24 protein-coding genes and 1 tRNA gene are annotated in these 18040 nt (G+C 37.9%); 21 read left to right on the top strand and 4 right to left on the bottom strand.

Translation table 11 applies throughout. The features are described from left to right. The first annotated feature begins 49 nt into the window (after nt 1–49). Nucleotides 50–123 (top strand) — tRNA-Thr (locus BSCG_RS25345). Between the two features lie 51 nt (nt 124–174). Here BSCG_RS25345 and BSCG_RS25340 read toward each other — a convergent pair. Both BSCG_RS25340 and BSCG_RS25335 read right to left on the bottom strand, forming a co-directional pair. Then, the gene (locus BSCG_RS25340) at nt 175–1062 is read right to left on the bottom strand and encodes a DMT family transporter (RefSeq protein ID WP_008644587.1); all 888 of its coding nucleotides are present in this window, start codon (nt 1060–1062) and stop codon (nt 175–177) included. A gap of 157 nt (nt 1063–1219) precedes the next feature. After that, on the bottom strand, nt 1220–1753 hold the full coding sequence (locus BSCG_RS25335; RefSeq protein WP_008774713.1) for a hypothetical protein: 534 nt from the start codon (nt 1751–1753) through the stop codon (nt 1220–1222). Nucleotides 1754–2262: 509 nt separating this feature from the next. Here BSCG_RS25335 and BSCG_RS25330 point away from each other — a divergent pair. The 19 genes from BSCG_RS25330 (at nt 2263) to BSCG_RS25240 (ending at nt 16273) form a co-directional block, all read left to right on the top strand. Next, the gene (locus tag BSCG_RS25330) at nt 2263–3588 is read left to right on the top strand and encodes a tyrosine-type recombinase/integrase (RefSeq protein ID WP_008774714.1); all 1326 of its coding nucleotides are present in this window, start codon (nt 2263–2265) and stop codon (nt 3586–3588) included. 10 nt (nt 3589–3598) lie between these two features. Continuing rightward, nucleotides 3599–4288: a hypothetical protein gene (locus tag BSCG_RS25325; protein ID WP_008774715.1), complete on the top strand. Its 690-nt coding sequence runs from the start codon at nt 3599–3601 to the stop codon at nt 4286–4288. A gap of 79 nt (nt 4289–4367) precedes the next feature. Then, the gene (locus BSCG_RS25320; RefSeq protein WP_008774716.1) at nt 4368–4682 is read left to right on the top strand and encodes a MerR family transcriptional regulator; all 315 of its coding nucleotides are present in this window, start codon (nt 4368–4370) and stop codon (nt 4680–4682) included. A gap of 4 nt (nt 4683–4686) precedes the next feature. Then, nucleotides 4687–4992, top strand: a complete 306-nt coding sequence (locus tag BSCG_RS25315) for a helix-turn-helix domain-containing protein (protein WP_008774717.1) — start codon at nt 4687–4689, stop codon at nt 4990–4992. After that, the gene (locus BSCG_RS25310; protein WP_008774718.1) at nt 4989–5300 is read left to right on the top strand and encodes a hypothetical protein; all 312 of its coding nucleotides are present in this window, start codon (nt 4989–4991) and stop codon (nt 5298–5300) included. Before BSCG_RS25315 ends, BSCG_RS25310 begins: the two co-directional genes overlap by 4 nt. Further along, complete coding sequence (locus BSCG_RS25305) at nt 5293–6012, top strand: DUF6291 domain-containing protein (RefSeq protein WP_008774719.1); 720 nt, start codon at nt 5293–5295, stop codon at nt 6010–6012. The genes BSCG_RS25310 and BSCG_RS25305 overlap by 8 nt, the downstream gene beginning before the upstream one ends. After that, nucleotides 5978–7378: a replicative DNA helicase gene (gene dnaB, locus BSCG_RS25300; protein ID WP_008774720.1), complete on the top strand. Its 1401-nt coding sequence runs from the start codon at nt 5978–5980 to the stop codon at nt 7376–7378. The genes BSCG_RS25305 and dnaB overlap by 35 nt, the downstream gene beginning before the upstream one ends. Nucleotides 7379–7380: 2 nt before the next feature. After that, complete coding sequence (locus tag BSCG_RS25295; RefSeq protein WP_008774721.1) at nt 7381–7779, top strand: RusA family crossover junction endodeoxyribonuclease; 399 nt, start codon at nt 7381–7383, stop codon at nt 7777–7779. Nucleotides 7780–7854: 75 nt separating this feature from the next. After that, on the top strand, nt 7855–8157 hold the full coding sequence (locus tag BSCG_RS25290) for a hypothetical protein (RefSeq protein WP_008774722.1): 303 nt from the start codon (nt 7855–7857) through the stop codon (nt 8155–8157). Nucleotides 8158–8188: 31 nt separating this feature from the next. After that, nucleotides 8189–8638: a hypothetical protein gene (locus BSCG_RS25285; protein ID WP_008774723.1), complete on the top strand. Its 450-nt coding sequence runs from the start codon at nt 8189–8191 to the stop codon at nt 8636–8638. A 55-nt stretch (nt 8639–8693) separates the two neighbouring features. Next, nucleotides 8694–8864, top strand: coding sequence for a hypothetical protein (locus BSCG_RS29850; protein ID WP_153880837.1), 171 nt, complete (start codon nt 8694–8696; stop codon nt 8862–8864). Next, nucleotides 8845–9495, top strand: a complete 651-nt coding sequence (locus tag BSCG_RS25275) for a hypothetical protein (RefSeq protein ID WP_008774725.1) — start codon at nt 8845–8847, stop codon at nt 9493–9495. The genes BSCG_RS29850 and BSCG_RS25275 overlap by 20 nt, the downstream gene beginning before the upstream one ends. A gap of 11 nt (nt 9496–9506) precedes the next feature. Further along, complete coding sequence (locus tag BSCG_RS25270; protein ID WP_008774726.1) at nt 9507–10118, top strand: hypothetical protein; 612 nt, start codon at nt 9507–9509, stop codon at nt 10116–10118. Nucleotides 10119–10130: 12 nt separating this feature from the next. Continuing rightward, nucleotides 10131–10397, top strand: coding sequence for a hypothetical protein (locus BSCG_RS25265; RefSeq protein ID WP_008774727.1), 267 nt, complete (start codon nt 10131–10133; stop codon nt 10395–10397). A 108-nt stretch (nt 10398–10505) separates the two neighbouring features. Beyond that, a complete protein-coding gene (locus BSCG_RS25260; protein ID WP_008774728.1) occupies nt 10506–11072 on the top strand; it encodes a hypothetical protein in 567 nt (188 codons plus the stop codon). Further along, a complete protein-coding gene (locus BSCG_RS25255; protein WP_008774729.1) occupies nt 11069–11422 on the top strand; it encodes a hypothetical protein in 354 nt (117 codons plus the stop codon). The genes BSCG_RS25260 and BSCG_RS25255 overlap by 4 nt, the downstream gene beginning before the upstream one ends. A gap of 2 nt (nt 11423–11424) precedes the next feature. Then, a complete protein-coding gene (locus tag BSCG_RS25250) occupies nt 11425–11757 on the top strand; it encodes a hypothetical protein (protein WP_008774730.1) in 333 nt (110 codons plus the stop codon). Next, a complete protein-coding gene (locus BSCG_RS25245) occupies nt 11754–12191 on the top strand; it encodes a hypothetical protein (RefSeq protein ID WP_008774731.1) in 438 nt (145 codons plus the stop codon). Before BSCG_RS25250 ends, BSCG_RS25245 begins: the two co-directional genes overlap by 4 nt. Next, a complete protein-coding gene (locus BSCG_RS25240) occupies nt 12179–16273 on the top strand; it encodes a hypothetical protein (protein ID WP_008774732.1) in 4095 nt (1364 codons plus the stop codon). Before BSCG_RS25245 ends, BSCG_RS25240 begins: the two co-directional genes overlap by 13 nt. Nucleotides 16274–16340: 67 nt before the next feature. Here BSCG_RS25240 and BSCG_RS25235 read toward each other — a convergent pair whose 3' ends face one another. Further along, entirely contained in the window at nt 16341–16760 is a 420-nt protein-coding gene (locus BSCG_RS25235; protein ID WP_008774733.1) for a hypothetical protein, read from the bottom strand. Nucleotides 16761–16949: 189 nt separating this feature from the next. Here BSCG_RS25235 and BSCG_RS25230 point away from each other — a divergent pair, with 189 nt between their 5' ends. Continuing rightward, the gene (locus BSCG_RS25230; RefSeq protein ID WP_008774734.1) at nt 16950–17336 is read left to right on the top strand and encodes a hypothetical protein; all 387 of its coding nucleotides are present in this window, start codon (nt 16950–16952) and stop codon (nt 17334–17336) included. A 288-nt stretch (nt 17337–17624) separates the two neighbouring features. On the opposite strand, the gene BSCG_RS0127155 is transcribed toward BSCG_RS25230, so the two are convergent. Further along, a partial coding sequence (locus tag BSCG_RS0127155; protein ID WP_241762134.1) for a Fic family protein occupies nt 17625–18040 on the bottom strand: 416 nt, incomplete at its 5' end.

Consider the following 18040-nt stretch of genomic DNA (forward strand, 5'->3'; position numbering starts at 1 on the left):
TTTGTATTTTTAAAAGAAATTCATACCTTTGCACCCGCAAAAGAAAAACGCCTCTTTAGCTCAGTTGGCCAGAGCACGTGATTTGTAATCTCGGGGTCGTTGGTTCGAATCCGACAAGAGGCTCTCCTATAAAAATGTTGTTTATCCGATCAGGTAAAACAGCATTTTTTTTATTTATACTCTTTCATTTTTTTGTTTACGAAATATTACCACACTCACAGCCAACAGAATTAAAATAATCCCAATAGCGCTATTCAGAGTAAATAGTTCTTTAAACACAAAAACTCCGATCACCACAGCTGTCAATGGTTCCATCGCACCTAAAATAGATGTCAGCGTAGGCCCTGCATATTTAATAGCTCGTACCAATGTTATATTAGAAATGGCTGTAGCCGGTAATGCAAGTCCCAAAATAATCAACCAGGTATAACCGTCAGCTACCAGCCGAAGCCCGGAAGTAGTCAGAGCACCTATAAAATAAAGAACGGTTCCTAACCCCATAACATAACAAGTCAGTACAGTGGAATTGATTCGAACAGCGCGTGTCATTCGTACACCAACAATATACCCCGCATAGGAAAACACAGAAACACAAGCTGCTACCAGTCCGACTATCGTATCACCATTTTTCGCCTCCAGTTCCCCCGATGAAAGCAAGGCCGCTCCTAACAAGGACATGAAGACCGCAAACATCACCCAAAGGGATTTCTTCTCCTGAAAGAAGTACATCATAACTAGAGATACCGCCAACGGATACATAAAATGAATGGTTGACGCCACCCCGGTAGCTATATTCTGATATGCTATAAGCAAACTGAATGAAGTAACTGCCCTCAACAAACTTAATAAAAGAACAACTAAAAAATCCTTCTTTTCCAATCGAAAACTACATCCCGAACACCATCCGAACAGAGTCAACGCAATTGTCGCCACTCCCCAACGATAGGAAAGCACTTCGAAAGCTGAAAAACCTGCCAACAATAAAGTGAGGGAAAAGAACGGAGCCAGTCCAAAAGTAGAGGAAGACACCGCTGCATAAAGTATACCTTTTATACGATTCATCAATCTATTCAACTAATTTCCGATATTCATGGGTACAAAGATCATAAATATTTCTTTAATATCACCATTAATTTCACATTATCAGTTAATCGATCTAACCCCTAAATCAGTACAAGAAGATAAGTCTGATACATTTCCTCCTTATAAATATAACCTTTTAATAATCCTCAATAACTGTATTTCCAAAAATATCCTTTTTGATAATTTTTCTATGACCATCACTACTTTCAATTATTTCGTTCCCAAAAATATCTTTTTTAATGGTTGTTCTATTGCCTTTGTCATCTTCGATAATGGTATTTCCAAAGATATCTTTTTTAATCGTCTTTCTATTACCTTTATCATCACGAATGATGGTATTTCCAAAAATATCCTCTTCAATAGTCTTTCTATTGCCTTTATCATCACGAATGGTGATATTCCCAAAAATATCCTCTTCAATAGTCTTTCTATTGCCTTTATCATCACGAATGGTGATATTCCCAAAAATATCTTTTTCAATGGTCTTTCTATTGCCTTTATCATCACGAATGATGATATTTCCAAAGATATCCTTTTCGACAGTCTTTCTCTCTTGATTAACTCCAGAATACCCATAATTGTCTTCAATAAGATTTGCACCATAGCTCTTTATTATATAAGGAGCCAAAATAAATTGGGTAGCAAATAGGATAAATAAAATCTTTTTCATGGCGTTTTTCTTTTGGTTTATAACAAAAGTAACGCAGGAAAATCATAAAAAACTAGTGAATACTATAATTGTCGATAGGGAAAAGCCTAAAATAAAGAATTAAACACAGTACCTATTGTACCATACCATAATGCGGGAATTGACGAGAGCACTCAGCAGGAACAATAGATTTCTCTTCTAAATAAAGAATAAAGCAGGTATTCAGACTGAGCCGAATATTCTCAAATTTTCAAGTGGTCCCCCGAAACGGTCTCCGTAAAAAATAAGCCCTTGAAAGTGCTTGACTCTCAAGGGCTTTAAAGTGATAGTTGAGGTTCCTGGCGAACCTCTCTTTCTTTATTTTCCTTATTTATTAGATAAAACACCATTTTTATAAAACACTGAAAAACAACAAATTATTTATCACACAAAGAAAATAGAGTAAAATAAGATAAAAGTTTGTAGTACCAATGTAGTACCAAATCAAAAAGAATCTCTATCTTTGTAGTACCAACTTATAAAAGTAAAATATGGGTGCAACATTCATTTTAAGAACTGACAAAAGCGAAGGATATGCAACCTTATACGCTCGCATACAAAACAGGGTTCCAAAGATTAACATCCGAGTATCTACCGGATTAGAGGTTGATATAAAAGAGTGGAACAAATCTTTAACAGGAGCCAAAGCCCTAACAGCTTTCAGGACAGGCAAAGGAAAAGAACTTTACCTTAAACTAGATGCTATTTCATCAACGATTGACGCACTAATAAAAAATGGTGTAGCCATAACTTCCGACATGGCTAAAGAGCGTATACATGAAATAGTATATGCTGAACAGATAGCAGCCGAAAAAGAACGAGCAGAAGCCGAAGCTAAAGCCCTAGAAGAAGAACAGGCTACCAACTTCAACGACTTCATAGCACAATTCATTCACGAATGCGAAACAGGAAAACGGAAAAAGAAGGGAGGAACTACAAATATATCTCCTGGAACAATCAAAAGCTACAAAGGCTTTCAGTCCCAGTTTAAAGCATATCAGGAAACAAGGCTAAAGGTTATTGACTTTGAAGATTTGACAATAGAGTTTTATAATGACTTCCGGTTGTTCCTGACTGACAAAGAGTATTCCCCAAATACCATCGCCCGGATGGTGAAGATATGCAAAACAATCTGTTATGCAGCCGAACAGCTTAAACTAATGGATGCGGCAAACGTCCGGTTTGGTTTTGATGTGATCTATAAAGATGTTGATAATGTCTACTTGACTGAAGAACGAATACAGGAACTTTATGAGTACGATTTATCCAATCGTCCGGCATGGGAAAAGATAAAAGATGTGTTTGTAGTCGGCTGTCTGACCGGGCAACGAGTAAGTGATTATAAGCGCATCAATGCGAAAATGATTGTTACCCTTACCGATGGCAATAAGTACATCAAACTTAAACAGGAAAAGACCGGAAATATCGTTTATATTCCTCTTGATTATCGTGTTGCGGCTATCCTTGACAAATATAACGGTGCACTTCCCAAAGTTTATGACCAAAAGATAAACGACCATATCAAAGAGATTGGCGAGGCTTTAGGATGGACGGAAATAGTAGAGTTAGACGAACAACGGGGAGCAATGGAGTATACAGCAAAGAAACGTTTCTGCGACCTTCTTAAAACTCATACCTGCCGAAGAAGTTTGGCAACCAATATGTATAAAGCCGGTGCTTCATTAAGTTCTATTATGGCTATTACTGGACACAGTAGCGAGCAGCAGCTAAAGACATATCTCAAACTGGATGAATCAGAAAAGAGTATGCTGGCAGCTAAAGAGAATTATTTCACGAAATTACGAATAGTTAAATAATAAAATAATCATGAGAAATATTAGAGCATTTTTCAATAAAGTTTACGACATAGAAATAAGTGATGAAGAATATTATGTTGAAGAAGAACACTGTTTGGATCATATTTGCAATAAGCTGCTAACAATGGATAGTACAAATAAAAAAAGTTTTTGCAGGATGATCGTTGACCATCTGTTTTATAATCTAGGTTGCATGGAAGATTTTAATAAAACTTTCACAGGGAAAGATATGGAACATTTTAGAGATAGGGTAGACAATGCATCGGAAGGAACTAAATGCCTTGCATCTTTTTTATTACAATTGTCTGCTATTCTATTATTTTGTGATATTAAATTAAATGATATTTGTGTTGAATGCGATCATCCGATATTGCTACCAGATGAATATAGTAAAAACATATATGAGAAATTATATTTTAGAGAAGATCTAAAGCGCAAAAATAAAAAAAGTGCAGGAGCAAAAACAACCCAACAAGTAGATGTAGTTAGGACACTATTAAGAAGTGCGGGAGTAGAGTATAATAACGATGTCAAGTTGTCCGAGTTTATAGAGTGGCTTTGTGGAGGTTCAGCAGATTCTATAAGAAAAAACGGGATAGTTCCCAATACGGGTTATGAAAATGAAGAAGTACTAAAAGAAAAATTTTTAAATATTGGAATAAGATATGATAGAGGTAGAGTAACACAACAAAATACTTAATTTTGTCATATGACAACCAATATGACACCATAAAACTTACTATATTTTTGCGTCCATAAGAACTAAAAACAGGTAACTTATGGACGCAACTCTTTTTTCTTTAAATGCAACGCTTATTCAAGGAGCAACAATGGGTGACCTTGAAAGCATGATTAGCCGACTACTTGATGAGAAGTTAGCTAATATTACAAATTTCACTCCTAAACTAGATAAAGATCCTAGAGAGGACGAATTATACAAACGCAAAGAAGCAGCAATAAAATTAGGAATTTCTCTTCCGACATTAGACGCATGGACTAAGGCGGGACTTATTAATGCACGTAAAATAGGAACACGTGTTTATTATACTGATGGTGATATTAATAAAGCGATAAAGAACACTTTTAGAGGGTAATACTATGGGAAAGTCAGACATTAACATTACCCAGACGCAACAGATCGTTATGGGCTTCATCTCCCCTATTATTGACGAAATAGTAGACAGAGTATCAGAGAGAGTATTAGCCGCATCAAAGAAAGAACCAAAGTTCTACACTCGAAAAGAAGCCGCTGAAATCCTTCATGTCACCTTACCAACATTGGCGAGAATAACAAAAGACGGACTTCTTATCTCCAAACGTGTAGGTAGTAGAATCCTGTATGAAGCAGATGCTATCGACGAGGCAGTAAAAAAACAGGTCGTATTCAAATATCGGAGGGCATGACTATGAAAGAAAAGAAAAAGGCAGCCTCCACGACTGCCAATCTCCAACATAGATCCGGAAACAAAGATAGCAAATCATTTCGAATCAAACAACAGATTCGCAAACTATTCTTAGATGGTGGCAAGTACACTAGTAAAGATTTAAACACCCTTACTGGCGGAAACGATAGCCGGAAAGTCATATCCGACCTTAGAAAAGAAGGCTGGGACATTAAAGACGTTCGTCTGGACGATAGAAGAAAACTATACTGGTTAGAGCCGGACACACGGCAAATGTCTATTGACTGGGAAGGAGGCAATAATGAATAAAAAGTCTTTTGTTATATACTGTGATATAGGGGATCAATTAGAGCTACTCACCGACGAGCAAGTAGGAGTTTTGTTTCGTTCAGTAGTGAAATATGCTAGTAATGAAGAAGAGCTATCCAGTAATGACGGTATGGTCAAACTTCTTTTTTCGGTAATAAAGAAACAAATAGATCGGGACACAGAAAAATATAAAACAGTTTGTGAACGCAGAAGAGAAGCCGGAAGCAAAGGAGGCAAGCAAAAGGTAGCAAATGCTAAGCAAAACTTAGCAAATGCTAGCAATTGCAATCAAAACTTAGCAAACGTAGCTGATAATGATAGTGATAATGATAGTGATAATGATAGTGATAATGTAAATGATACTCTCTCTCTTACTCTCTCTCATTTGGTAGAGAGTGCAAGTGTGAGCGAGAGTGTGAGTGTGAGAGAGGAAGCTAATAAAGTTTTCAATCCCCAATCAATCAAAGAACAACTACTATCGGATGAAACATGGAAAGAATCAGCATGTATGCAATCTACTTTGGGAGTATCATTCATGAATATGCTTCCCGCCCAGCTAGATAAGTTCATTGCTTATATCGTTTCAATCGGAGAGGAACGAAGTATATCGAACATATCAGACGCAAAGAGAAGGTTTACTTATTGGTGGCAGAATCACGGAAGAAAGGAGGTACAGGATGAAAACAAACAAGTATATACCGTCCCCAATTAAGGGAATGCCGAACGCACCTGAAGCAGAACAAGCCGTTATCGGTTCACTTCTTAGCTTTGGCGGTGACAAAGTATTCGATGCCATATCTCCCGAACTGAATAAAGATATGTTTTATGATAACCGGTACGCTGTATTGTATGATGCTATCCAGTCGCTTTATGCAAGCAATAAACCATGTGACATCGTATCGGTATCAAATGAAATCCGCTCAATAGGGAAGATCGAGGAAGTGCCTCCACACTTCATAGCGGAAACCCTCAATTACGGGTTTGATTCGTTTCATGCCGTCGAACATGCTTTGATGGTAAAACAGAAATATCTACAACGGAAAGCTATTGAATTATCCCATATACTCCAACAGCAAGCCTATGATGATACGGAAGATATCGGCGACGTCCTTTTCAATGCGGGAAAAGCACTGGAGCAAATGCAGCAGGATTTAATCGGGCAAAGTGAATCCCAGTCATTTAAAGACATTGCACAGTCCGCATTAAAAAACATAGAGAGGAAGATGGGATTGTATAGTAGCGGAAAACAGACAGGAATAACAACCGGGCTACAAGACCTTAACGATATGAATTCCGGTTGGCACGGTGGCGAGTTGATAGTATTGGCAGCACGCCCAGCTATGGGAAAAACTGCTGTATCTCTACATTTTGGAAAGTCAGCAGCTAGACAAGGTATTCCGGTAGTCATTTTTTCTTTAGAAATGGATTCTGTCAGCCTGTATGAACGTTTCATTGCTTCTGAATCCAATGTACACCCAAGCAAATTAAGGTCCGGCAATATAAGCCAAGATGAGCTACAGCAAATAGATAAGGCGATAGGGGGAACTTTATACAGCTTACCGATAACAATAAACGATAACGCAGCTATAGGAATGAGTTACATCCGTGCAACGTGCCGTTTATACCATCGACAAAACAAATGTGGAATGGTGATAATAGACTATCTACAGCTGATAACCGAAAGCTCAAATGGGACAAGAAACAGAGAACAGGAAATAGCCCGAATGTCCCGGGAGGCAAAGATTATCGCTAAAGAATTGAATGTACCTGTTATCCTTCTGTCACAACTCAACCGGGAAGTAGACAAGCGGCAGGATAAAAAACCTATTCTTGCAGACCTTCGGGAATCGGGAGCCATTGAGCAGGATGCGGACATGGTTATATTCGTCCATCGTCCGGAATATTACGGAATCAGCGTCAATGATTCATCCGGACATGAGATTTACAACTATGGTGAATTGATTATAGCCAAACATCGAAACGGTTCTGTTGGAACAGTCAAATTCAAGCATAACGGTTCCCTAACTAAGATATTTGACTACGATACGAAAGGTTATACGGAAAACAATCCTTTCTAGCTATGGAAATAGAAACAATCTACGGGCAAGTGATAGCGAAAGCAAACAACTATCAAGCCGTACCGGGCAAAGACGGCCAGAAACGGATCATCAAAAACGAACGGATCAGGGAGTATGAGAAATCCTTCTGCCTACAATGCAAGAAGTATCGAGGAAAGCGCATTTCCGGTCGTTTCAAGCTATTTATTCGTGTCTGGCATGGAAATATTCGCTTCGACCTGGATAATGCTCTAAAAACGATCCTTGATTGCTTGCAAATGGTGGAGGCTATTACAAATGACAGCCTATGTTTTGAGATTCATGCGGAGAAACGGATAGACCGACGGAATCCGAGAGTAGAGTTTGGTCTGGAAGAGATAAACGAGCAAAAAAATATATTTAGCCAAAATAAAGCGATTTAAGCCATTTTCTTTTGCGGGATAATAAGATGTTCATCTTTGCGGAGAAAGTCGCTAATATAAAAACAAGATTAAAAAATGGAAAGATTAAAGCACATAAAATATCCTCCATTAAAGGATAAATTTAAAAAGTACGGTGATTCTTTCGAATTGGTATCTAAAAACGAAAGCAACCGAATGTACTGCTACCGAAGAACCACCCCGGAAGGGATTGTATATTTTGAGGTGTTCCGGTCGAATCTGGAGAAGGACGACAACGGGAATGTTTATGAATCCTATCCCCGTTCATCGCAATTTGGCGATACAGCTTGGTGTATCAGAGATGGCGAGAACGCAATGAAGAAAGTATTGAAATATATGCAAAAGACATTTTCAAATTAAATAAATTATTAACAATCAAAATTTTAAAGTCATGAAAAATAAAGTTTATGAAATTGGTAACCGGAATGATTTAAAATTCAGTGTACAAAAAACTACCCCATACATTATTAGGGGAAATGCTAAAGAGATGATGCCCGAAGAGATTACTTTTCTTTTTGAAGAAATTGATCCTGAATCTGATTTGACAGAAGATAACAATCTAGTATGTAGTATCAGTAAGGAAGAAGCCGTAAATCTGGCAATCCGTTTGCTAAAGCTTAGTACGGAGAGAGTACCGGAAAACGGGCTATTGTTGCACAACTTTTCAGGACACGATTTTTCCGTTCATCACGCAAAAGAAGATGGCGTACATATTGATGAACCGATTTTCGAGATCGGGAATTTGGAGACGGGTGATATTGCGGAGGATGGAACCATTTCCGTATGTCTGACTAACGAATCAGCAAAAGAGTTAATTAAAGCGTTGGCAAAGATTGTATAACCCAATACCGGGTAGGTCTGCTTCGGATGATCTACCCGGCATAAATCAAAATGATATGGAACAAATAGACGAAAAAAAGAACTCCGAAGAATTAGTAGGGCTTATTAATTCGGGAACAAAGGATATTTTCAATAAGAGAGAAGTTGCTTCACGTTTGGGTGAAGATGTGGCTAACCGCATAAAAGACGGATTGGAGGAAAAGAAAGATGAAAAAAGAGGAAACTAAAAGAATCTGTGTTGGTTCCGGTGACACAACTTTTAGACGGGACTTTGAAAAGATGCTTAGTAAATTGCAAGGCATTATAAGCCGCCAAAAAATAGAAGAGTTTGGTATTGAGTTGAACACCGAAATATTGCAAGATTTGATTGCTGGCGGTGAAAACACCGGGAAAACCGTGTTGGAACGCCTTAATAAAGACCTGTTGGATGATGCCAGTTTGCCGATCATACGCAGGCAGAAGGAGCAGATGTACAACCAGCTCTTGCAGGAGTTCGAACTGTTGAAAGTAGCCGTACACAAGTTGGTGAAAGACTTCCCTTATGTTCTTCCAGAAATGTACTTCATTGGTGATGACGGTTGGATTCACGCCCAGGAAGAAGCGTTTGCCCTGTGTGATGAACAAGGAAAGATTTACATAGACAAGCCGGAGCAGATAGAAGTTTATCATCAGGCAATAAAAGCCATTGATGAAATAAACAAGCTTCAGGAGATGGCTGCTAAGTATTATTGCAGTGCTCTAGGACATAGGGCAGTGATAGGCTTTGAAAAAGATACTGCCCGCCTTTATCCCGGTGCTTTGATTGAATGTCACTCCAGCGGAATTTTTGTGAGAATGTTTGAAGGTAAAAAACAATAAAATTAAAAACTATGAACGAAATAAAAAAACAAGGACTTGAAAGGGTGCTATTGCGCCACCAAGACGAAAACACTATCGAAAAAATACAGCAAATAGTGAATTGTTTGATTGAAACAGGATTTACAATTTCAACGAAAGAACTACATGATTTGTCCTGTGTATGCGCATTGCTCACTAAACAAGCAGAAGAGATGGCGAAAAAAGATGCTTCCCGGATAAAAATTGCCTTTAAACGTGAAGAGGATTATAAAGAGACCTTTGATCGTTTGGAGGCTTGTATAACCGAGAAAGCAAACGAGTTGAGAAAAGTTCTTTTGTATCATACGACAAAACCGTTGGATGAGAACGCATACGAAATAGTAGATAATTGCGTAGTGTTTTCCCAAACATGGGCGGAACGGAAGGCACAAGAGTTTATGATTCCTCCTACAATAACCCGCCTACGTGCGAAAGGACTTATCAACAATGTGAAGGAAGCCATAAGTGAGTTAAATGCCTTTGTTGCGGATAATCCGAACTTTGGAAAGGGTATCACGACTTCACACGATTCCCGTAGATGCTTGTGTTGGCTGGACGATGATGGCGGGTTTCATGAGGAACAAGAAGCATACGAATTTATTTAAAGAATTATCATTATGACTACAGAAGAAAGACAAAAGTTCAACGCTTTCCAAAGGACATTACAGGAAAGCCCGGCGAACCGATTAAGCTTCTTTGCAAGTGTGGAAGGGATAGAAAAACCGCAACCGGCAAATAATCCGTTTGACAAATGGAAACGGGATGCCGAGTACGAGAATCAAGCGATCTGCAAGCATCTTGGTATTGAGTATCACAAAGAAGATTTTACGGTATCAGACGAGAAACTAGCCCGCAACTGGGCGCAGGGATTGCCGGACGCATAATATTAACATTCCGGGCAGGGATGCTTTATTGATTCTCTGTCCGGTTTACTAAAGAAAATCAAGATAAAAACGGTGTATTCTCTAACTGTTTAGGCTGAATTTAGAAATATGGCAGCAATCATAGATTACATACCAAGAGTTACGTTATCAAACTTCAAAGAGTTAATAAAACAACAATCCGAAACAAAGGAAACGCTGTTTATTCGCTTCACTCTTAAAGATATACAATATACCGTAGTGATGTCGGTAGAAAAACAGAAGCTTATTTTCTTTTGGGAACATCAAGGGAAAAGGAACCAAAAAGAGATCAAGCTCCAGACCGAACCAAGCAATCTTGGAAACGGGACTGTGTGGTACTTTCTTTGTCCTTATACCGGTCATAAATGCCGCAAACTTTTTCTGGACGGTAAGACGATTGCAAGCCGGTATGCTTTTAGCCATATTTACAGTATTCAGAAAGAAAGTAGATCGGACCGTTTTTTCTATGGATTCGGACGATTGGAATACCCAGTACGAAGATACGGGAAACAGTTCTATAGAGGAAAAACAACCCCTTACGGGCATAAAGTCTGGACGTATCATAAGAAACTGGAAAAATACAATCAGTTGTTGGATGAATACATTTTACCAAGATCAAGAGGACGAAAACCATTAGTATCAAATGATGAAGTATGAAAGATAACATTTTAAACTTGCCAAGTGATGTTCTTGGCGACATATTCAAAGAGATTTATTCGGAGTATGAGAAAAGCATCCGTAAAATGTTCTCCGCTCCACCCTGTGAGATAGAGATAACCGCCCAACAGGTTGCAAAGGCTTTTGATAAAAGGGGGCTGATAGAATACGCTCCGCAATTCTACATTTTTGCCACTGGGGTGTTTATCGGGATCAAGGACAGGTGTAATCCCTACCAAGAGATTAACGAATGGGTTGCCGCCTATCGGATGGCTAAGGAGATGAACGTAGATGTCTCCGTTATAAATCCAAAGAAAGCATTTGAGTATTATCAACAAAAAAATAAATAGTTATGAATGAAACAATTATTATTAACGGGTGTAGTTTTAATCTTAAAGCAATAAAGATCAAAAACTTTGTTTTAGCCGGAGAGTGTTTAGGGGATTTTACCAACAAAGAAAATGCAGATGAAATGCTAGCGGAAAAAGACAAGAAAACCTTGTGTGATGCGATTTCCTTTCTTTTTGCTGGCGATAGTTCCTTGAGCGATACCTTATGTGAAGGTACTAAAGATGATGCTATAGAGGCTTTAAAACAAATAGCATTGTATTACCAGTCACTGTTTAAACGTGCTAGCCTCATGGCTAAAAGTGTGTCACTAATAGCAGCAAAACCTAAAATATGAAAGTAACAGTCAATTTATCCGGTTTGGATTCTTTCATCCAAGAAGTCGAAGATGAAATTAATCAGGGCTTGATAGATGCGGCTCATAAGGCTGTTGATACCCAGAAAGTAAGAAATGAGAGTGGCAAAAAGACTTATGAGAACCACACTTGGAACTTGCGTAATGCTCCCGGTGCTGCTGTTATTCGCAATGGGGAAATCGTTGATTTATATGTTCCGGCAGACGGGGAGCATGCTGAAGCGAAAGCTAAAACCGAAAACCTTCTAATCTACGGAAAACGCCCTAAAAACGGGATTGTTGCAGCGGACGGAATGGAATACGCAAGCTTTGTATCAAGCAAAGGTTTTGATGTTATGGACACGGCTCGCCATGTCTTAGAGAGAGAAGTAAAAGAAAATGTAACAACTAATATTAAAGTAAAATGGCAGGATTGAGAATTAATTTAGATGCTGATCTTACAAGATTCACTCAACTTGTAAAGCAAATACAGAAGGTAAGAGCGGAATTAGGTAAATTATCTACCGCTTCACCCAGTTATGATAAGTTGTACAAAGAGTTTAAAAGGATAAAAGGCGAGTTGGACGAAATGAAAAAGAAATTCGCTGAAATTCAAACGGCTTTGGCACAAGTAGATATAGCCAGTAGTATAGTGAAACAGTCTGAAACAATCAGGCATGAGACAGACGAAACTTCTAAACACTTTGAAGATTATGCAGACTCCTTGAACGCTGTGAAAAAGCAAGTAGCCGCATTACAAAAGGAATACTATGCACTGGAAGAATCGGAAAGAAATTCATCTGTAGGACAAGCTAAACTAAAACAGTGGGCGGCTTTAAATGCACAGTTGAAGGTTACGGCTGATTCAATGCGTGATGTTGCAAAAGTGGAAGAAAACGCCATTAAAGTTTATAAGTCAGCTGAAGGATCACTGGTGCAATTAAGGAAGCAGCTAAGTATGTTGAACTTCCAGTATGATAATCTTTCTCGGGATTTACGTAATGGTGCTACAGGAAAAGAGCTATTAATACAAATACAGGCGGTAACTAATGAGCTAAATTCAGCAGAACAAGCGACCGGACGTTTCCAAAGGAGTGTTGGGTATTATGCTACAGCCTATAACGGATTAAACGCCCAAGTACAAATGTTAGCACGAGAATTACCGAGTTTGGCCGTTTCCATGAATACTTTCTTTTTGGCAATTAGTAATAATTTCCCGATGCTTATTGATGAAATTCAAAAAGCTAGAATTGAACTTGCAAAACTTAGAGCCGAAGGAAAAGAAGGTACTCCAATTTGGAAACAACTCACAAAATCCCTATTAGGTTGGAATACAGCTTTGGTTGTCGGGCTTACTCTTTTATCTAACTATGGAACTGAAATCGGTGATTGGATAAAGCAATTATTTGATAGTAGAGAAAAACTAGACATTCTAAAAGAAGCTTTAAAAAGTTACAATGAAACCATAATTGAGGGGAAAAAGAATGCACAAGATCAAATTGTAGAATTAAAAATGTTGTACAAGGCTGCGACGGATGCAGCAGAGAGCACGGATACTCGAAGTAAAGCCATAAAGAAGCTACAAGACCAATATCCGGATTACTTTGAAGGTATGAATAACGAAGCCTTTTTAGCAGGAAAGGCGAAAACGGCTTATGATAATCTAACCCAATCTATTTTAGACTATGCTCAAGCACAAGCTATCAAGAATAGGATAACCGAAAACTTCGATAAGATAATAGACCTTGATACCAAAATAGCGGAAGCGCAAGCCGAATATAATAGGTTAGCAATAGAATCCAATAATAGTCTTAATTTTGTATCATCTGGATTAATTGCGAAAAAAGCACAAGAGCAGTTGAAAATTTATCGTGAGGCGAAAGAAGAACGTGAAAAACTGATAGAATCCAACAAAAAACTAGAAGAGGGATTTAATGCTAGTGCATTTCTTTTTACTCCTAATTCTATTAAAACCAATGATAATAGTTATAGTGATGTTTATCAACGGGGCAAGTCTATATTAAAGGCAGAACAGAATATCAAGGACGCTATTTTAAAAAGCCAATTAGACGCCCAAAAGATAGCTATTGATATTATGGAAGAAGGAAATGCCAAAGAACTTGCTCAAATCAATGCTAATTATGATGCAAAGATAGCAGAAATCCAAAAACGTGAAAGGGAGCTTCTGCAAACCTTACAAGACGCAGAATATGAAGCATGGAAAGCGGCAAATCCTGATTACAAGAAGAAAGGATTGCAATTTGTTCCTACCATTGTAGACATTCCTACCGAACATAGAAATAATTTTGATACTGAATATTCTTCAGCATATCAAAAGCAGCAAAATGATATAAACAAGCTGTTACAATCAACCCTCAACAAGTATCAGGACTACAATAAGCAGCGTGAGCAGCTGGTTAAGTCCTTCAATGAAGAAATGGAGTTCCTGAACTCACAACGTACCGAACAAAATTCGGAAGAGATAGACCGGGCAATAGAAGTTGCAAAGAAGAAACTCAAAGAAGGATTGAAAGGAATACGGGATGAAATGGAAAAGGAGTTTGCCGGACAAGAAAATACATTCTTAAAAATGCTATATGGTGATATTTCCCAAATGGGATTTTCTGACCTATCAAATTTGATTTCTCAAGCCCGCCAGCTGAATGATTATCTTTCTGGGAAAGGAGACAAGGAGGGAATTACATTTATTTCTAAAGAACAACTAGAAGCGATTGAAAAAAGTCCGGCAGACTTAGAAAAGTTGAGAAAAGCACTGGATAAGTTGCTCGGTACAGGTAAAAAAGAGAATAAATGGGAAGAGATATTTGAAACCTTCAAAAAGGGTTTTGCTTCTCTTAAAAGTGCAAAAGATTTTAAAGAAATATCTGGTGCCATAGGTACGATAAGTAATGCCGCTTCATCGGCAGCTGGAGAAGTTGCGAATTTATTTGAAGTGATGGGTAAGACTTCGGCAGCAGATGCTATAAGCGGTGTAGAAAGCGCAATGAATGCAATATCCAATATCGGGCAAGGTTTTGCTAAAGGTGGAATTGTAGGCGGTATTGCAGCCGCAGTAGGAGAAGCTGCCAATTTTATAGGAAAGGCTTTTGCAGCTAATTCTCGGCATAAAAAAGCTCTTGAGGCTATTATGAACGAAACGATAGATCAGCAAAGAGAATACAACCTTCTTTTGTTGGAGCAAAATCTTTTGTATGAGAAAGCATCTACAATCTTTGGAGTTGATGCTTATTCTAAGGCCAAGAACGCAGTTATTAACATGAAGGACAGTGTAAAAAGCCTTAATAAAGAACTTACAGACGGAGAATATGGGAGTTGGATTACAAATATTGAGAGAAAGTTTTTAAAAAGAGCAAATCAATACATCGGATCCGCACTAGCTTTAAAGGATCAATATGCAGGGCTTGCCAACGTAGAAATCAAAACCGGACACAAAAAAACGGGGTTGTTTGGTTGGGGAAAAGGAAAAGACGTTTATTCTTCAGTTCTTGATGTTTATCCCCAATTAATAAAAGCTAATGGAGAGTTTGATAAAAGTTTGGCAGAAACAATTATCAATACCCGTACTATGTCAGATGAAAGCAAGGCAGCGTTGCAGTACATGATTGACCTAGCGCAACAGGCGGAAGATGCCTATAGTGAATTAAATGACTATATGACCGATATTTTTGGGGATTTAGGAAACTCCATGACAGACGCACTCGTTAATGCTTTTGTCAGTGGAACCGATGCAGCAAGAGCTTTTACCGAATCCGTTTCTAGTATGCTTGAAACACTATCCAAACAAATGATTTATTCTGTTACATTAGCTCCAGTGATGGAACAGGCACAATCTAAAATGCTAGATGTAATGAAGAATACCGATTTATCAGATGAGCAACGCTTCAACCAATGGACTATTATTCTTGATAATTTGGTAGATGATGCACTAGCGCAACAAAGCAAGGCCGAAAGATTAATGGAAGAATATCAGAAAATAGCAGCTAACAAAGGTTTTGACATATTGTCAAATAGTTCCTCTTCATCCCAAGAAGCTTCAAAGAAAGGCTTTGCCACTGCATCGCAGGATTCAATAGACGAACTTAACGGACGTTTCACCGCTTTGCAGATTGCCGGAGAAGAAATCAAGAATCAAAGTGTAGAACAAACTAGGCTATTGGATTCTATAAACTCGATATTGCTTAATATAGAGCCTTCACAGGATTCTTTCAGTATTCCCGATCTATCATTAAACAGAGAAGCTTTAAATAGTAGTTTTGCAGCTGATATAGCAATGAGAGCAGAATCTAACGCCCAGTTACAGGCGGCTATAGTTAACCTAACCGGAGAAGTACAAACGATTAAAAACAATGTTAGTGAGATGTTGACTTTTAGCGCAGAAGATAGGATAAATCAGCAAACTATTGCCGAGAACTCCAGCAGTCTTAATAAAAATATTCCTAAGATAACCCAGACATTGGACGGTATTAAGCAAAATACTAACGGTTTATCACGTCGTTAATTTTATTCCATGCCATTATAGAAGAATCCCCGACCGCTTGTGATAAGTAGCCGGGGATTAGTAGTATTTATCCTTTAGAAAAAATATTATCCACCTTATCGAAAGTGTCGTAATCCTTGTAATTTAAAGTGAAATCTGTAAAGGATATTTTGGACTTATAAAAACGGACTATATTAGGATAGTGTAATTTCCACATATTTGCTCTATCTTCTTTTAGTGCTACGTTGTATTTTTGAGAAATATTGTTATACAATTCTACTATAGACATGAGAAAAGATTGTTTATAACACCTAAAAGCTTTTTCTTTTTCTCCATCCAAACATAATAATTGGGCTTCATCTATCAATTCGTCGGCTTTTGATGGAGATTGCTTTAAGCTGATTTTTTTCACATCATTAGTCATTTCCCATAATTTGAAAAACAATACAATTTGTAATACACCAAATACGATGATTACAATAGATACAAATAGTGTGATATTTTCCATAATTCAGTGTGTTTTATGTTATACAATGCGCAAACGTACAAAAAGCAGGAACAAAAAACAACTATTACAAATGTTTTCTAATTTTGCGGAAGGTACAAAGTAAAAGAGCGTCACCCGAACCACCAGATAGACGCCCTTTCCCAATTCATAGTAGTACAAATATACTATTTACTTTTAAATAATCGTACTATGTTTTCAGAAATCAACGAAAAAACAACGGTAAATACAGGGGTGAAAGGTAAGAAACAGAAGGAGATAATCAAGGCGAACAAACCCTTTTCGATCCGTGTCCTTTATATCAGGTACGGGGTTTATGATATTGTGTTCACTTACCAAGAGACAACCGTTTTTCAACCGATTTCAGACGAACAGTATAGGGAGTATAGGAAATTGTGTTATTTGCGCCCTATCAGGGCTAAAAACTATCTTCTTGATCTTGTAAACTTTGACGGTACACCATATAACAGGGGAGATTTTCAATTTATAGGTAAGGATGATGAACCGACAAAGGCAATGATAGCACTTTGGCAGGAGATAGAAAAGAACTTATTTAACCGGGATAATCAACATACATAGACCTGTCCTAATGATTGTTGAGATTAGCCTACTTTGATATTGATTTTAAAGGTAACCCAGAATTACCTTTTAAAAGTAAAATATGTACTCAAACCATATTTAAAGGTGCTATGGTGGCACTATTAAAAGCAAAGGTTTCAATCTTAAAATATGATACTCCCTGTTATTAACAGCAACCTAACATTACCTTAAATAAGATATAAAAAAGCCCGCACTGGTTAGTAAATCATGTACGGGCGTTTCCTTTATTTCTTTTCAGGTTTGATAAATCCGATCGGATTACGTAGCTTATTCTCCATCTTCTTTTGTGCCTGAAGCTCGGCTAACGTCTGGTTGATTAGTTCCAGCTGCATCCGTGTACTCCATTATAGACAAATATCTTTGCAAAGAGGCTATTTCGGCTTCAACAACAAGCTTTTGAAAGGCTTCCGGCTTATTCTCTGTATGAGATTCTTCCAGTGCTTTATAATAACTTATTTTATCCTCATTGCTACCTTTTAAAGTAACCAATGTATACCCATTCCGTAAAAGATAAAGATTCATCAATAAACGTGACGTTCGCCCGTTTCCATCAATAAACGGATGAATACGTACAAGTTCGTCGTGAAGATATGCGGCTATAAGTACTGGATGTACTTTTTCTTCCTCCATCTGCCGGTACTTTATCATAAAATCCTCCATTTGCTTCTGTATTAAATAGGTTG

The sequence above is a fragment of the Bacteroides sp. 2_2_4 genome (assembly GCF_000157055.1).
GTDB classification, from domain to species: Bacteria; Bacteroidota; Bacteroidia; order Bacteroidales; family Bacteroidaceae; genus Bacteroides; species Bacteroides ovatus.

What these genes read in the sequence shown, in the direction of transcription:
- BSCG_RS25275 (WP_008774725.1), top strand. Translation starts at nt 8,845, where the DNA reads ATGAAAAAAGAGGAAACTAAAAGAATCTGTGTTGGTTCCGGTGACACA.
- BSCG_RS25330 (WP_008774714.1), top strand. Translation starts at nt 2,263, where the DNA reads ATGGGTGCAACATTCATTTTAAGAACTGACAAAAGCGAAGGATATGCA.
- BSCG_RS25315 (WP_008774717.1), top strand. Translation starts at nt 4,687, where the DNA reads ATGGGAAAGTCAGACATTAACATTACCCAGACGCAACAGATCGTTATG.
- BSCG_RS25245 (WP_008774731.1), top strand. Translation starts at nt 11,754, where the DNA reads ATGAAAGTAACAGTCAATTTATCCGGTTTGGATTCTTTCATCCAAGAA.
- BSCG_RS29850 (WP_153880837.1), top strand. Translation starts at nt 8,694, where the DNA reads ATGGAACAAATAGACGAAAAAAAGAACTCCGAAGAATTAGTAGGGCTT.
- BSCG_RS25285 (WP_008774723.1), top strand. Translation starts at nt 8,189, where the DNA reads ATGAAAAATAAAGTTTATGAAATTGGTAACCGGAATGATTTAAAATTC.
- BSCG_RS25320 (WP_008774716.1), top strand. Translation starts at nt 4,368, where the DNA reads ATGGACGCAACTCTTTTTTCTTTAAATGCAACGCTTATTCAAGGAGCA.
- BSCG_RS25310 (WP_008774718.1), top strand. Translation starts at nt 4,989, where the DNA reads ATGACTATGAAAGAAAAGAAAAAGGCAGCCTCCACGACTGCCAATCTC.
- dnaB (WP_008774720.1), top strand. Translation starts at nt 5,978, where the DNA reads ATGAAAACAAACAAGTATATACCGTCCCCAATTAAGGGAATGCCGAAC.
- BSCG_RS25230 (WP_008774734.1), top strand. Translation starts at nt 16,950, where the DNA reads ATGTTTTCAGAAATCAACGAAAAAACAACGGTAAATACAGGGGTGAAA.
- BSCG_RS25265 (WP_008774727.1), top strand. Translation starts at nt 10,131, where the DNA reads ATGACTACAGAAGAAAGACAAAAGTTCAACGCTTTCCAAAGGACATTA.
- BSCG_RS25240 (WP_008774732.1), top strand. Translation starts at nt 12,179, where the DNA reads ATGGCAGGATTGAGAATTAATTTAGATGCTGATCTTACAAGATTCACT.
- BSCG_RS25335 (WP_008774713.1), bottom strand. Translation starts at nt 1,753, where the DNA reads ATGAAAAAGATTTTATTTATCCTATTTGCTACCCAATTTATTTTGGCT.
- BSCG_RS25260 (WP_008774728.1), top strand. Translation starts at nt 10,506, where the DNA reads ATGGCAGCAATCATAGATTACATACCAAGAGTTACGTTATCAAACTTC.
- BSCG_RS25250 (WP_008774730.1), top strand. Translation starts at nt 11,425, where the DNA reads ATGAATGAAACAATTATTATTAACGGGTGTAGTTTTAATCTTAAAGCA.
- BSCG_RS25305 (WP_008774719.1), top strand. Translation starts at nt 5,293, where the DNA reads ATGAATAAAAAGTCTTTTGTTATATACTGTGATATAGGGGATCAATTA.
- BSCG_RS25290 (WP_008774722.1), top strand. Translation starts at nt 7,855, where the DNA reads ATGGAAAGATTAAAGCACATAAAATATCCTCCATTAAAGGATAAATTT.
- BSCG_RS25295 (WP_008774721.1), top strand. Translation starts at nt 7,381, where the DNA reads ATGGAAATAGAAACAATCTACGGGCAAGTGATAGCGAAAGCAAACAAC.
- BSCG_RS25255 (WP_008774729.1), top strand. Translation starts at nt 11,069, where the DNA reads ATGAAAGATAACATTTTAAACTTGCCAAGTGATGTTCTTGGCGACATA.
- BSCG_RS25325 (WP_008774715.1), top strand. Translation starts at nt 3,599, where the DNA reads ATGAGAAATATTAGAGCATTTTTCAATAAAGTTTACGACATAGAAATA.
- BSCG_RS25235 (WP_008774733.1), bottom strand. Translation starts at nt 16,760, where the DNA reads ATGGAAAATATCACACTATTTGTATCTATTGTAATCATCGTATTTGGT.
- BSCG_RS25270 (WP_008774726.1), top strand. Translation starts at nt 9,507, where the DNA reads ATGAACGAAATAAAAAAACAAGGACTTGAAAGGGTGCTATTGCGCCAC.
- BSCG_RS25340 (WP_008644587.1), bottom strand. Translation starts at nt 1,062, where the DNA reads ATGAATCGTATAAAAGGTATACTTTATGCAGCGGTGTCTTCCTCTACT.